Here is a 12,506-nt window from a genome sequence, read left to right as displayed (position 1 = left end):
GTCAAGTCGACACGGCGATTTGGCCCGCCTCGCGGGCAGAAAACGGCACATCGGCGATCAGATGATGGCTGCAAGCTGGGCACGGGTCGGGACGTACGGCTCGATGCGGAGGACCATGTGGGCCTCCTCGGGGGTGCGGTTGCCCTTGCGGCCGTTGCACTTGCCGCACGCCGCCACGGTGTTCATCCACGTCCATCTGCCGCCGCGTGACTGTGGCAGCAGGTGGTCGATGGTGCGGGCGTGGCCGCCGCAGTAGGCACAACGATGCTGGTCGCGCTTGAGCACTCCCTCGCGGGAGTAGCCGGCCGGCCGGTACATCCAATGCATGGCGATATAGCGGACCAGCCGCACCGCCTTGGGCCATGGATGTGGCCCGATCATCTTGTCGCCCTGTTGCTCGTGAACCACCGCCACCTCACGGAACAGCATCCGCACGGCGTGCTTGAACGAGACCCTCCCGAGCGGCTCGAAGGAGGCGTTATACAGGGTCACGGCGCCCATGGTCGTGGTCATACTCGGTTACCTCCCAGGAGAGTCGGATAGAGATCGCGTGCAGATCGGGTGGAAACACTGGGCTGAAACAAAAAGGGGGCCGCCCCGACGAGACAGACATGTCTCGCAGGAGCGGCCCGGAGTGATCCGGTGCAGCTATGCACCCAGGTCACTGTCGGCTCCCGCGGGCATGAGGGTCGCGCTCGTGCGCAGCGGTCAGCGACCAGGCCGCCGGGGCGGTGGTCGAGTGCTGCGTGCTCATGGTGGGCCCTTCAAAAGGTCAAGTGTTGGCACCCGGCGGCGAAACCGGGTGCTACCAGAATAGAGCGAACACCCTCCACCTACCAACGGTTTTCGCAGGTCAGGACCGTGTCTTTCCGGTTAACTACGCCCGACGTACACCGTTTGGGCCCGTTAGCGCGACCCGGTCCGCCTCTCGGAGCCTCGGGATCAGCGCCTCGCCGACCCGAGCGACCTCGGTCCGATAGGGCGTGTCCGAGAGGACGAAGTGGGTCACGCCGAGCTCCTGGTAGCGGCCCAGCGCGGCGGCGACGTCGTCCGCGGAGCCGACCAGCCAGGTGGTTCCGGCGCCACCGCCGCCGTACTTCCCAGGAGCGGTGTAGAGGCACTCGTCGAGCACGTCGCCACGGTCGGCGAGGTCGAGGAGCCGGCTCTGCCCGACCGCTGACCGACCGCGGCGGAACTCGCGGTCTCCGACGGAGTCGGCCATCCGGCGTACCTTCTCCTCCGCGTCGCGCCAAGCCTCCTCGCGGGTGTCGCGGATCAGCGTGGTGATCCTCAGCCCGAACTCGAGCGGCGCGAGGTCGCGGTCCAGCGACCCTTGCAGGCCACGTAGGCGCTCGACCCGTTCGGCGATGCCGTCCAGCGGCTCGCCCCAGAAGAGCTGTACGTCGGCCTCGGCGGCGGCCACCGCCTCGGCCTCCGGGGACGCGCCGCCGAAGTAGAGCCTGGGGTGCGGGCGGCCCTCAGTGGCGTACGGACGCGGGGTGATCGTGGAGCCGGCGACCTGGAAGTGGTCGCCGTCGAAGGTGACGTTCTCCTCGGTCCACAGCCGCCGCACCAGTCGCATGAACTCCTTGGTCCGCGCGTAGCGGGCCGCGCGTGAGTCCTCGCGGTCGCCGTAGGCGGCCAGGTCGTCCTGGCCGGAGACGATGTTGACCCGCACGCGGCCGCGGCTGAGCCGGTCGAGGGTGGCGGCCGAGGTGGCGAAGTTGGCCGGGCGCCAGTAGCCCGGGCGGATCGCGATGAGCGGCTCGAAGGTCGTGGTGCGCGCGGCCAGGGCCGTCGCGACGGTGAAGGTGTCGGGCCTCCCCCAGCTGGTGCCGAGCAGGGCGCCGGTCCAGCCGGCCTTCTCGACCGCCTCGGCGAGGCCGACCTGGTAGTCGAGGGTGCCGTAGCCGTCCTCCGGCGCCGCGGTGTCGCCACGGTGGCCGGTCTCGACGAAGTTGGGCAGATACCAGAGGAGCTCGGGGTTGGTGGGGGCGCTCATTCCAGACTCCTTCAAATTGTCGATTGAGTTAATAGACTAACGCACTTGGTGTCGCTCCTCGGGACAGGCTCAGCCACTGAGCCAATTCCTGGGTATCGTCCGATCCATGGGCCTGACCTCCGCTGAGCTGATCGACCTCGTCCTCGACCCCGGCACCTGGACGTCCTGGGACACCCCGCCCGTCCACGGCCGAAGCGGAGCCCGAGGCAATCAAGCCGGCGAGGTCCCCGAGGCGTACGCCGCCGACCTGGTGCGCGCTCGGGAGCGGTCCGGGACCGACGAGTCGGTGGTCACCGGCGAGGCCCGGATCGCCGGGCGCCGGGTGGCCGTGGTGCTCTCCGAGTTCCGGTTCCTGGCCGGGTCGATCGGACGCGCGTCGGCCGAGCGGCTGATCGCGGCCGTGGAGCGGGCGACCCGCGAGGGGCTGCCCCTGCTGGCCGGCCCGGCCTCGGGCGGGACCCGGATGCAGGAGGGTACGCCGGCGTTCGTGCAGATGGTGCGTATCGCCGAGGCGGTCACCCGCCACAAGGCCGCCGGTCTCCCCTACCTCGTCTACCTGCGCCACCCCACCACCGGCGGCGTGATGGCCTCGTGGGGATCCCTGGGACACGTCACCGTCGCCGAGCCCGCGGCACTCCTCGGGTTCCTCGGCCCGAAGGTCTATGAGGTGCTCAACGGCCGCCCCTTCCCCTCCGGCGTCCAGGTCGCGGAGAACCTCTTCGCTCACGGCCTCGTCGACGGCGTCGTACCTCCCGACGAGCTCGCCGGACTCGTCGACCGTGTCCTCACCATCCTCGACCTCCGGCCCGAGAAGTCACCCACGTCGGCCGAGACGTCGCTCGCGTCGGCCGAGAGGTCAGCCGGCGACGCTTCGGCCGACGGGGCCGACTTCTCGGCGGTCGACACCTGGGATGCGATCACGCGGTCCCGACGCGCGGACCGGCCGGGTGCACGGGCGCTGCTTCGGATCGCGGCCTCGGACGTCGTACCGCTCAACGGCACCGGGCAGGGCGAGCGTGACCCGGGCCTGATCATCGCGCTGGCGCGGTTCGGTTCGGCGCCGTGCCTGGTGCTGGCCCAGGATCGACGCGAGCAGGCACACCAGCCGCTCGGACCGGAGGGACTGCGCGAGGCACAGCGCGGGATGAAGCTCGCCGCTGGGCTCGGGCTCCCCGTCGTCACCGTCATCGACACCCCCGGCGCCGCGCTGTCGGCGGAGGCGGAGAACGGCGGCATCGCCGGCGAGATCGCACGTACGTTGGGCACGCTCGTCAACGTCGAGACCCCCACGCTGAGCCTGATGCTGGGCGAGGGCAACGGCGGTGGCGCGCTCGCGTTCCTCCCCGCCGACCGGGTGGTCGCCGCCCAGCACGCCTGGCTCTCCCCGCTCCCGCCGGAGGGCGCGAGCGCGATCGTGTACGGCGACTCCGACCACGCCGCCGAGATGGCCGAGGCCCAGCGCGTCCTCGCCGTCGACCTCCAGCAGATCGGCGTGGTCGACCGGATCGTCGCGGAGTCCCCCGACGCCGCCGACGAACCGGAGACGTTCTGCCGCCGGGTCGGAGAGGTCCTCGAGGACGAACTGCTCGCGCTGCTCGCCTCCGGGCCGAGCGAGCCGACGGCCCGGGCCGCTCGCTACGCGGGCTGAGGCGGCGCCGCGCACGCGGGGTAACACGGTGTCCGCTCGGGTAGCAGCGGGTTGCAGCACGCTCTTACCCGAGCGGACACCGTGTTACCCCTTGCGCTCCGACTGAACACGTGTTTAGCATTGAACATGCGTTCAGCCCCTGACCCGACCACCCGCGAGCGAATCCGCGACGCGGCGGTGGTGCGGTTCGCGCGTGACGGTTTCGGTGCCTCGGTCCGCTCGATCGCGACCGACGCCGGGGTCAGCCCGGCCCTGGTGATCCACCACTTCGGCTCCAAGGACGAGCTCCACGCGGAGTGTGACGAGCGGGTTCTCGCCGAGATCCGCGCGGCGAAGAACGAGACGATCGACGAGCTGGCCTCGGGCCAGGGCATCCTGCACAGGTTCGCCGCCGCGGACGAGTACGCACCGATGCTCGGCTACGTCCTCCGCTCGCTGCAGGACGGCGGGCCGGTCGGCCGCACCTTCATCGAGCAGATGGTCGAGGACGCGGTCGGCTACACCAAGCACGGCATCGAGGCCGGGCTGATCAAACCCAGCCGCGACGAGACAGCCAGGGCCCGTTATCTGGTCCTCTCCGCCCTCGGCACGCTCATGCTCGAGCTCACTCTCAACCCGCCCGAGGACCCGAGCGACATCAGCGGCATGGTGCGTGGCTTCCTGTCCACGAGCTACCTGCCGATGATCGAGCTCTACACCCAGGGCGTCTTCACCACCCGCCGGATGCTCGACGAATACCTGCTCTACGTACCGGACCCGCCGCAGGACGCCGCCACGGAGCCCCCGTCTGAATGACGCCAGGCGCGTCGGCGTACGTCCTCCTATCCTCCCAACGCGGAAGCGAGTTCCCATGTCCGACAACATTCCCGCGGTCGAGATCGCGGGCCTGCACAAGTCCTTCGGTTCCTTCAAGGCCCTCGACGGCCTCGACCTGACCGTCCAGCACGGCCAGGTGGCCGGCTTCCTCGGCCCCAACGGCGCCGGCAAGTCCACCACCATCAAAGTCCTGCTCGGGCTGCTGCGCGCCGACGCCGGCACCGCAAAGCTGTTCGGCGGTGACGTCTGGAGCGACGCGGTCGAGCTGCACAAGCGGATCTCGTACGTCCCCGGCGACGTGTCGCTGTGGCCCAACCTCACCGGTGGCGAGTGCATCGACTACCTCACCCGTCTCAAGCCGGGCGGCGACAGGGCCAAGCGCAAGGCACGTCGGGCCGACCTGCTGGAGCGGTTCCAGCTCGACCCGACCAAGAAGGCGCGTACCTACTCCAAGGGCAACCGCCAGAAGGTCGCCCTGGTTGCGGCGTTCCTCGACGAGTCCGACCTGTACATCTTCGACGAGCCGACCTCCGGTCTCGACCCGTTGATGGAGGCCGTCTTCACCGAGTACGCCCGGGAGGCCAAGGCCGCGGGCTCCTCGGTGCTGCTCTCCAGCCACATCCTCAGCGAGGTCGAGAAGGTCTGCGACACCGTCACGATCATCCGTTCCGGGGTCGCCGTCGAGTCCGGCACGCTCGACGAGCTGCGCCACCTGACCCGTTCCTCCGTCGTCGCCACCGTCGGCGGCGACCCGTCGGCGCTGAGCGGGCTGCAGGCCGTCAACGACCTGGTGACCAGCCAGAACGGCGCCGGGACCCGGGTCGCCTTCGACGTGGACAACCACGCCGTCGGCGACGTACTCAAGACGCTCACCGAGCTAGACGTACGCGGCCTGACCATCACGCCGCCGTCGCTCGAGGAGCTCTTCATGCGGCACTACGGCGACGTCATCGAGACGGAGCAGGCGCGATGAGCACGCTCGCACCGGCCCTCCCCCGGCGTACGCCACTGACCTCATTCGCCGGCACCTGGCACCTGACCCGGTTCATGCTGCGGCGCGACCGGGTGCGACTGACCGTCTGGACCGTCTCGCTGCTCGCGTTGTACGCCTACTTCGTCACCGCGCTCAGCGCCGTCTACCCGACAGCCGAAGACCGGCAGGTACGCGCCGACCTGATGCAGCAGCCCGCGTCGGTGTTCCTCGGCGGGCCCAACTACGGGCTCGACGACTACACGATCGGCGCCATGTTCGCCAACGAGATGACCCTGTGGATGATCGCTCTGCTCGGGGTCATGAACATGTTCGAGGTCGTCCGCAACACCCGCGCCGAGGAGGAGAGCGGGCGGGCAGAGCTGGTCCGTTCCCGCGTGGTCGGCCGGCACGCGGCGGTCGCCGCCTCGCTCCTGACGGTGGTCATCGCCAACGTCGTCTTCGCGGTCCTCGGAAGCGCGCTGCTGATCTCCGCTGGCGGCCTGGCGGTCGAGGACACCTTCGCCCTGTCTACGTCGATCGCCGTCAGCGGCCTGGTCTTCGCCGCCGTCGCGCTGGTCACCTCGCAGCTGACCACCCACGGGCGCGGCGCGACCGGCCTCGCGCTCGCGGTGCTCGGCGTCGCGGTGCTGGTGCGCGGCATCGGCGACCTGCAGGCCGAGCCCGGCGAGCACGGCACCTGGCTCTCGTGGCTCTCGCCGATCGCGTGGACACAGCAGATGAGGGCGTACGTCGACCTGCGCTGGTGGCCGTTGGCGCTGAGCGTTGTGGCCGTCCTGGTGCTCCTCGCCCTCGGGGCATTCCTGGCCTCGAAGCGCGACTTCGACGGCGCGCTGCTCGCCGGCGGCTCCGGCCGGGCCGAGGCGACCGGGACGCTCTCGTCCCCGATCGCGATGGCGTGGCGCCAGCAGCGTACGGCCCTGTTCTGGTGGTTTCTCGGCACGTTCGTGATGTTCGGGGCGACCGGCACCTACCTCGGCGAGGGTGTCGAGGAGATGATGAAGGACGTGCCCGGCGGGACCGAGATGTTCGGCGACGACCCGCTCACCGGGTTCCTGGCGATCATGATCCTGTACGCGGCACTGGCCGCCGCCGGGTACGCGATCGCCACCACCCTGCGGGCCAAGACGGAGGAGACCGAAGGCCGCCTCGAGATCACGCTCGCCAAGCCGGTCTCACGCGGTCGCTGGTTCGGCTCACACCTCGCGGTCGTGGCGGTCGGCGCGTTCGTCCTGACCATGATCTCGGGTGCCCTCGCGCTGTGGGCAGGCGCGCTGGTCAACGGTGAGGTCGAGCTCGGGACCTTCCTGAAGGGCGGCGCGGCGTTCCTGCCGGCCATCGCGGTCTTCATGACCCTCACCGCGGCGCTGTACGCCTGGGTCCCGAAGATCACGCCGGTCATCTGGGCGCTCTTCGCGTTCACGTGCATCACCGGGATGTTCGGTCCGCTGTTCGACCTCCCGGACTCGGTCGCCGGCATCTCCCCCTTCTGGTGGGTCGGCCGCTACCCGCAGGAGCCCATCGAGGCCTCGCACATGATCGGCCTCAGCGCCGTCGCGCTCGTGCTGCTGCTGGTCGCCTTCGTCGGCTTCCGCCGCAGAAACATCCCCGCCTGACCCAGGCCGGGGCCGAGGCGTCACATACGCCGGTCGAGTGGGCACCTAGGTGCCCACTCGACCGGCGTTGCTGACGTCTCGGCGGGATCAGAACAGGAGGGCCGTGCTCGGATCTTCGACGATCCTGGCCACGTCGGCGAGGAAGCGGGAACCGGCCTCGCCGTCGATGTGGCGGTGGTCGAAGCTGAGCGCGAGGGTGCAGACGTCGCGGGGCTCGATGCGCTCCTCGTCACCGGTGCCGACGACCCACGGCTGACGCTTGATCGCGCCGACGGAGAGGATCGCGGACTCGCCCGGGTTGATGATCGGGGCGCCGCCGTCGATGCCGAACGGACCGATGTTGGTGATCGTGAACGTCCCGCCGGTCTGGTCGGCCGGCGGAGTCTTGCCGGTGCGAGCGGTGGCGGTGAGCTCGTTGATCGCGGTGCCGAGCTCGACCAGGGACATCCGGTCGGCGCCCTTCACGTTCGGCACCTGGAGACCCCTCGGGGTGGCCGCAGCGATGCCGAGGTTGACGTACTCCTTGAAGACGATCTCCTGGGCGGCCTCGTCCCACCACGAGTTGACGATCGGCGTACGTCGCATCGCCAGCAGCGTCGCCTTGGCCACGATCAGCAGGGGGCCCACGCGGACCTCGGCGAAGTCTCGGTTTGCCTTGAGGGTGGCGACCAGCTCGGAGGTACGTGTCACGTCGATCGTCGTCCAGATGGTCACGTGCGGCAGCGTGAACGCCGAGTCGACCATCGCCTGGCCCATCTGCTTGCGCAGGCCCTTGATCGGCTCACGACGCTCACCACCGACCGGCGCTGTCGACTCGGTCGAAGGCGCCGGCGCAGCCGTCAGATTTTCCAAGTCGGCGGTGGTGATCACGCCGTCGTCCCGCTCCGGGGCGACGGTCGCCAGGTCCACACCCAGGTCGCGCGCGAGCTTCCGGGCGGTCGGCTTGGCGAGTACGCCGGTTCCCGTGGCGGCTGCTGGCGCGGAGACGGTGCGGTTGCGGCGTACGACTGCGTCTTCCTTTGAGCCGTAGCCGACCAGCGTCAGTGGCTTCTCTGCCTCCTCGTGCTCCGGAACTGACGCTTCGGCTTCAGGAACTGACGTCTCGGGCTCAGAAACTGACGTCTCGGCGGGGGCGTCGCCGATGCGGATGATCGGGGTGCCGACCTGGACCTCGGTGCCGACCTCGACCAGGAGCTCCTGGACTACCCCGGCGTAGGGGCTCGGGAGCTCGACGACGGACTTGGCGGTCTCGATGTCGCAGACGGGGTCGTTGACCTTGATGACGTCGCCGACCGCGACGTGCCACTCGACGATCTCGGCCTCGGTGAGGCCCTCGCCCACGTCCGGAAGGCGGAACTCGTTGGAGGTCACCATGCCAGGCTCCTGTCGACGGCATCGAGGACTCGGTCGAGGTCGGGGAGGAAGTACTCCTCCGCCCGGGCCGGCGGGTAGGGCGTGTCGAAGCCGCCCACGCGCAGGACCGGCGCCTCCAGGGAGTGGAAGCAGGTCTCGGTGATCCGGGCGGCGAGCTCGGCGCCGAGGCCGAGGTTGACGTGGGCCTCGTGGACGACGACGGCACGGCCGGTACGCCGCACCGACTCGTAGACCGGCGCCATGTCCAGGGGCGAGAGCGTGCGCAGATCGATCACCTCGACCGACTTGCCCTCCCCCGCGGCCGCCTCGGCGGCGGTCAGCGCGGTCTTCACGGTGGGCCCGTAGGCGAGCATCGTCAGGTCGGTGCCGGTGCGCGTCACCCGCGAGGCGAACAGCGGACCAGGGGTCGCGTCGACGTCGACGTCGGCCTTGGTCGAGTGGTAGAGCCGCTTCGGCTCCAGGAAGATCACCGGGTCCGGATGGGAGATCGCCTGCTGGATCATCCAGTAGGCGTCGACCGGGTCCGAGCAGGCCACCACCTTGAGGCCAGGGGTGTGCGCGAACTGCGCCTCCGGCGACTCGCTGTGGTGCTCCACCGCGCCGATGCCGCCGCCGAACGGGATCCGGATGACCATCGGCATCGCGACCCGGCCGCCGGAGCGGTAGTGGAACTTGGCCACCTGCGACACGATCTGGTCGTAGGCCGGGTAGACGAACCCGTCGAACTGGATCTCCACCACCGGCCGGTAGCCCCGCAGCGCGAGCCCGACCGCCGTGCCGACGATCCCCGACTCCGCCAGCGGCGTGTCGATGACCCGCGCCTCGCCGAAGTCCTTCTGCAGCCCGTCGGTGATCCGGAAGACACCACCGAGCCGGCCGATGTCCTCACCCATCAGGACGACCTTGTCGTCGTCCTCCATCGCCCGTCGGAGGCCGGCGTTGAGGGCCTTCGCCAGAGTCATTTTCGTCATCGGGAAGCCCCCTCGTGCTCGAAGGACGCGAGGTACGCCGCGTAGCCGTCGCGCTGCTCACGCAGCTCGTCGGGCAGCTCGGTGTAGACGTTGTCGAAGAGGCGTACGGGATCGGGTTCGGGCAGGGAGTGGATCCCGGCGCGCAGGCGCTCGCCGAACTCCTCGGCCTCGGCCTCCACCTTGGCGAAGAAGGAGGTCGAGGCGCCACCGCCGCGGCGCAGATACGCCTCGACCCGGGCGATCGGGTCCTTGAGCTTCCACGCCTCGACCTCGTCGGAGACCCGGTAGCGGGTCGGGTCGTCGGTGGTCGTGTGGGCACCCATCCGGTAGGTGTAGGCCTCGATCATGGTCGGCCCACCACCCTCACGGGCCCGCTTGAGCGCCGACTTCATCACCTCGTACGTCGCCAGCACGTCGTTGCCGTCCACGCGGATGCCGGGGAAGCCGAAGCCCTGGGCGCGCTTGTAGAGCGGCACCTTGACCATCTGCTCGACCGGCTCGGAGATGGCCCACTGGTTGTTCTGGCAGAAGAAGACGACCGGGGCGTTGTAGGAGGCGGCGAAGACCATCGCCTCGTTGACGTCGCCCTGCGAGGAGGCGCCGTCGCCGAAGTGGGCCACGACGGCGGTGTCGCGGGTCGGGTCGCCGGTGCCGACGAGGCCGTCCATCTGGACACCCATCGCGTAGCCGGTCGCGTGCAGCGTCTGGGCGCCGATGACGATCGTGTAGAGCCCGAAGTTGTGCTCGGCGGGGTCCCAGCCACCCTGGTCGGTGCCCCGGAATAGTCCGAGCAGCTGCATCGGGTCGACGTCGCGACACCAGGCCACGCCGTGCTCACGGTAGGTCGGGAAGACGAAGTCCTGGGGCGCGAGGGCGCGGGCCGCGCCGATCTGCGCCGCCTCCTGGCCCAGCAGCTGTGCCCACAGGCCCAGCTCGCCGTGACGCTGCAGCGCGGTGGCCTCGACGTCGAGGCGACGGGTCAGCACCATGTCGCGGTAGAAGCCGCGTACGGCCTCGTCCTCAGGTCGGTCGGGTGAGAACTCGAAGTCGGGGTGCGAGACCCGTTCTCCCTCGGGGTTCAGCAGCTGCACCATGTCGGTGTGGCTGGGACTCGGATCCAGAAATTCAGTCATCACGCTTCCTTCACACGGGGTGGGGTTGCCACCGCTGGCTACGCCGATCACGGGCTTGTGATCCGTGGCACATCGGCATAGCCAAACGGTACCCGGCCTCGGGAAGAGAAGGGGCCCGAGTGACATGAACGTAGACAACTAAGCAAGCGCTTAGTAAGTTCTACGGGACGCGATGGCGCCCCTGCCCAGGAGATGAGGAACCGATGACTCGATTTGCCCGAGTGGAGTCGCTCAAGAGCGACCTTGGAGTGGCTGACCTGGTGGACCTCCCGGCACCGCAGCTCGACGAGGGTGAGGTGCTGGCACGGATCGAACGCTTCGCTCTGACGACGAACAACATGACCTACGCGGTCTACGGCGACGCTCTGGGCTATTGGAATCTGTTCCCGGCCGAACAGCCCGGGTACGGCTGCATGCCGGCGTGGGGGCACGCGGAGATCGTCGAGTCGAGGGCATCCGACCTCCCCGTGGGGACGCGGATCTTCGGCTACTTCCCCATCGCGACCCATCTGACGATGCGACCGACATCGGTCACCTCCCGCAGCTTCGTCGACGGCGCCGGACACCGCACCGGGACGCCTCAGGTCTACAACCTCTACGAGTTCGAACCCAGGGAATCCGATCCACGGCTGGACAGCCTCACCGCCATCTTCCGTGCCCTGTTCATCACCTCCTACACCGCCGCCGACTACCTCCGTGACCGCGACTTCTTCGACGCCGAGCAGTTCGTGATCTCGAGCGCCTCGAGCAAGACGGCGTACGGCACCGCCTACTGCCTCGCCGACTCACCGGCCCAGAGGATCGCGCTCACCTCCGCCCGCAACATCGAGTTCGTGAAGGGCCTCGGCCACTACACCGCGGCGCATGAGTACGCCGACCTGACGGCCATCGACCGGACCAAAAGGACCGTCTACGTCGACCTGTCAGGCGACGGTGACCTGCGCCGGCGGGTTCACGAGCACTTCGGTGACCAACTCGCCTTCGACTGCCTCATCGGGTCGACCCAAGCCGACGGCTTCCCCGAGGACGACGACAGCCTCGTGGGACCCGCTCCGGTCTTCTTCTTCGCAGCCCTCCAGCTCGACGCCTACAAGGCCGAAGGCCAGTCGCGCGCGTTCATGCAGCGCTATCGACGCGACGAGCGTGACTTCCTCGAGCGTGTGGGTGGAACGGAGCAGCCATCGATCGAGCTGCTCGAACACGCCGGTCTCGAGGACGCCCCCGCCGTCATCGCCGGCTTCCACGACGGGTCGACGGACCCCGCTGTCGGCCACGTCTTCCTCCCGAACGCGGGCTGATCGGAATTTCCGTGGTCGCGACCGTGGGGCGCCGCTAGAGTCGCGCCCCCTAGACCACCGGAGGCGCACCATGTCCGATCCGTACGGCTACAACCAGCCCGTCGAACGGCCCAAGACGTTGACGTACGCGGTCTACGGGATGTGGCTCGGCGGCCTGCTGAGCATCGTCTCGACGGTCTTCCTCCTCACCACGGACACCACCGAGATGAAGACGCTGATGGTGACGGAGATGGAGAAGCAGCCGACGTACGACCCCTCGATTTTCGACGCGAGGGAGATGGCTGACGTGATGATCCCGATCATCCAGATCGGTGGCGCGGCCTTCGGGCTGATCGCCCTCGGGCTGTGGATCTGGATGGCGGTCATGAACGGGAAGGGCCGCAACTGGGCGCGCGTCACCGGCACCGTCTTCGGCGGGCTCTCCCTCGCCGGGAGCCTGTCGACCCTGGGCAACCTCGCCGGCAACGCGGCGCTCGGCGGCGCCGCATTGCCGACGTCGGCCGCCGGCACCGTGCTCGCGGTCGTCGACCCGCTGCTGGTGGTCGCGATCCTGGTGCTGCTGTGGGTGCGGCCGTCGTCGGCCTACTTCAGCGCGGTCGGCGCCGCAAGGCAGCGGCAGCGCACCGGCTACTACGCCGGCTGAAGGAAAAGCTTCTT

The 12,506-nt window shown here is 69.2% G+C and carries 11 protein-coding genes; 6 read left to right on the top strand and 5 right to left on the bottom strand.

The annotated features are described in order from the left end of the window. Positions 1-57: 57 nt before the first annotated feature. Together OH802_RS06925 and OH802_RS06920 are read right to left on the bottom strand one after the other, a co-directional pair. Complete coding sequence (locus OH802_RS06925; protein ID WP_350718554.1) at positions 58-513, bottom strand: HNH endonuclease; 456 nt, start codon at positions 511-513, stop codon at positions 58-60. Between the two features lie 364 nt (positions 514-877). Then, positions 878-2,002 (bottom strand): LLM class flavin-dependent oxidoreductase, encoded by a 1,125-nt coding sequence (locus tag OH802_RS06920; protein WP_406026387.1) that lies wholly within the window; start codon positions 2,000-2,002, stop codon positions 878-880. Between the two features lie 106 nt (positions 2,003-2,108). Between OH802_RS06920 and OH802_RS06915 the strand changes: the two genes are divergently transcribed. The 4 genes from OH802_RS06915 (at position 2,109) to OH802_RS06900 (ending at position 7,073) form a co-directional block, all read left to right on the top strand. Continuing rightward, complete coding sequence (locus OH802_RS06915; RefSeq protein WP_406026385.1) at positions 2,109-3,650, top strand: carboxyl transferase domain-containing protein; 1,542 nt, start codon at positions 2,109-2,111, stop codon at positions 3,648-3,650. 126 nt (positions 3,651-3,776) lie between these two features. After that, entirely contained in the window at positions 3,777-4,445 is a 669-nt protein-coding gene (locus OH802_RS06910; RefSeq protein WP_406026383.1) for a TetR family transcriptional regulator, read from the top strand. A gap of 55 nt (positions 4,446-4,500) precedes the next feature. Beyond that, positions 4,501-5,439, top strand: coding sequence for an ATP-binding cassette domain-containing protein (locus OH802_RS06905; RefSeq protein ID WP_406026381.1), 939 nt, complete (start codon positions 4,501-4,503; stop codon positions 5,437-5,439). Continuing rightward, positions 5,436-7,073 carry an ABC transporter permease gene (locus OH802_RS06900; protein ID WP_406026379.1) on the top strand — a complete coding sequence of 546 codons (1,638 nt, stop codon included), beginning with the start codon at positions 5,436-5,438 and terminating at the stop codon, positions 7,071-7,073. The genes OH802_RS06905 and OH802_RS06900 overlap by 4 nt, the downstream gene beginning before the upstream one ends. Positions 7,074-7,160: 87 nt before the next feature. On the opposite strand, the gene OH802_RS06895 is transcribed toward OH802_RS06900, so the two are convergent. The 3 genes from OH802_RS06895 to pdhA are packed head-to-tail and all read right to left on the bottom strand — an operon-like array spanning position 7,161 to position 10,551. After that, entirely contained in the window at positions 7,161-8,447 is a 1,287-nt protein-coding gene (locus OH802_RS06895) for a dihydrolipoamide acetyltransferase family protein (protein ID WP_406026377.1), read from the bottom strand. Next, on the bottom strand, positions 8,441-9,418 hold the full coding sequence (locus OH802_RS06890; RefSeq protein WP_406026375.1) for an alpha-ketoacid dehydrogenase subunit beta: 978 nt from the start codon (positions 9,416-9,418) through the stop codon (positions 8,441-8,443). Before OH802_RS06890 ends, OH802_RS06895 begins: the two co-directional genes overlap by 7 nt. Beyond that, positions 9,415-10,551, bottom strand: a complete 1,137-nt coding sequence (gene pdhA, locus OH802_RS06885; RefSeq protein ID WP_406026373.1) for a pyruvate dehydrogenase (acetyl-transferring) E1 component subunit alpha — start codon at positions 10,549-10,551, stop codon at positions 9,415-9,417. The genes OH802_RS06890 and pdhA overlap by 4 nt, the downstream gene beginning before the upstream one ends. 203 nt (positions 10,552-10,754) lie before the next feature. Between pdhA and OH802_RS06880 the strand changes: the two genes are divergently transcribed. Both OH802_RS06880 and OH802_RS06875 read left to right on the top strand, forming a co-directional pair. Then, the gene (locus OH802_RS06880) at positions 10,755-11,849 is read left to right on the top strand and encodes a DUF2855 family protein (protein ID WP_406026371.1); all 1,095 of its coding nucleotides are present in this window, start codon (positions 10,755-10,757) and stop codon (positions 11,847-11,849) included. A gap of 70 nt (positions 11,850-11,919) precedes the next feature. Next, a complete protein-coding gene (locus tag OH802_RS06875) occupies positions 11,920-12,492 on the top strand; it encodes a hypothetical protein (RefSeq protein ID WP_406026369.1) in 573 nt (190 codons plus the stop codon). The last annotated feature ends 14 nt before the right edge of the window (positions 12,493-12,506 follow it).

This window comes from Nocardioides sp. NBC_00850, assembly GCF_045207335.1.
GTDB lineage: Bacteria > Actinomycetota > Actinomycetes > Propionibacteriales > Nocardioidaceae > Nocardioides.
The sequence above is the reverse complement of the archived record's forward strand: the minus strand, read 5'-3'. Positions and strand labels throughout refer to the sequence as shown.

Bases quoted from the DNA above. Each gene is read 5' to 3' on its own strand.
- OH802_RS06925 (WP_350718554.1), bottom strand. From the start codon at position 513: ATGACCACGACCATGGGCGCCGTGACCCTGTATAACGCCTCCTTCGAG.
- OH802_RS06920 (WP_406026387.1), bottom strand. From the start codon at position 2,002: ATGAGCGCCCCCACCAACCCCGAGCTCCTCTGGTATCTGCCCAACTTC.
- OH802_RS06915 (WP_406026385.1), top strand. From the start codon at position 2,109: ATGGGCCTGACCTCCGCTGAGCTGATCGACCTCGTCCTCGACCCCGGC.
- OH802_RS06910 (WP_406026383.1), top strand. From the start codon at position 3,777: ATGCGTTCAGCCCCTGACCCGACCACCCGCGAGCGAATCCGCGACGCG.
- OH802_RS06905 (WP_406026381.1), top strand. From the start codon at position 4,501: ATGTCCGACAACATTCCCGCGGTCGAGATCGCGGGCCTGCACAAGTCC.
- OH802_RS06900 (WP_406026379.1), top strand. From the start codon at position 5,436: ATGAGCACGCTCGCACCGGCCCTCCCCCGGCGTACGCCACTGACCTCA.
- OH802_RS06895 (WP_406026377.1), bottom strand. From the start codon at position 8,447: ATGGTGACCTCCAACGAGTTCCGCCTTCCGGACGTGGGCGAGGGCCTC.
- OH802_RS06890 (WP_406026375.1), bottom strand. From the start codon at position 9,418: ATGACGAAAATGACTCTGGCGAAGGCCCTCAACGCCGGCCTCCGACGG.
- pdhA (WP_406026373.1), bottom strand. From the start codon at position 10,551: ATGACTGAATTTCTGGATCCGAGTCCCAGCCACACCGACATGGTGCAG.
- OH802_RS06880 (WP_406026371.1), top strand. From the start codon at position 10,755: ATGACTCGATTTGCCCGAGTGGAGTCGCTCAAGAGCGACCTTGGAGTG.
- OH802_RS06875 (WP_406026369.1), top strand. From the start codon at position 11,920: ATGTCCGATCCGTACGGCTACAACCAGCCCGTCGAACGGCCCAAGACG.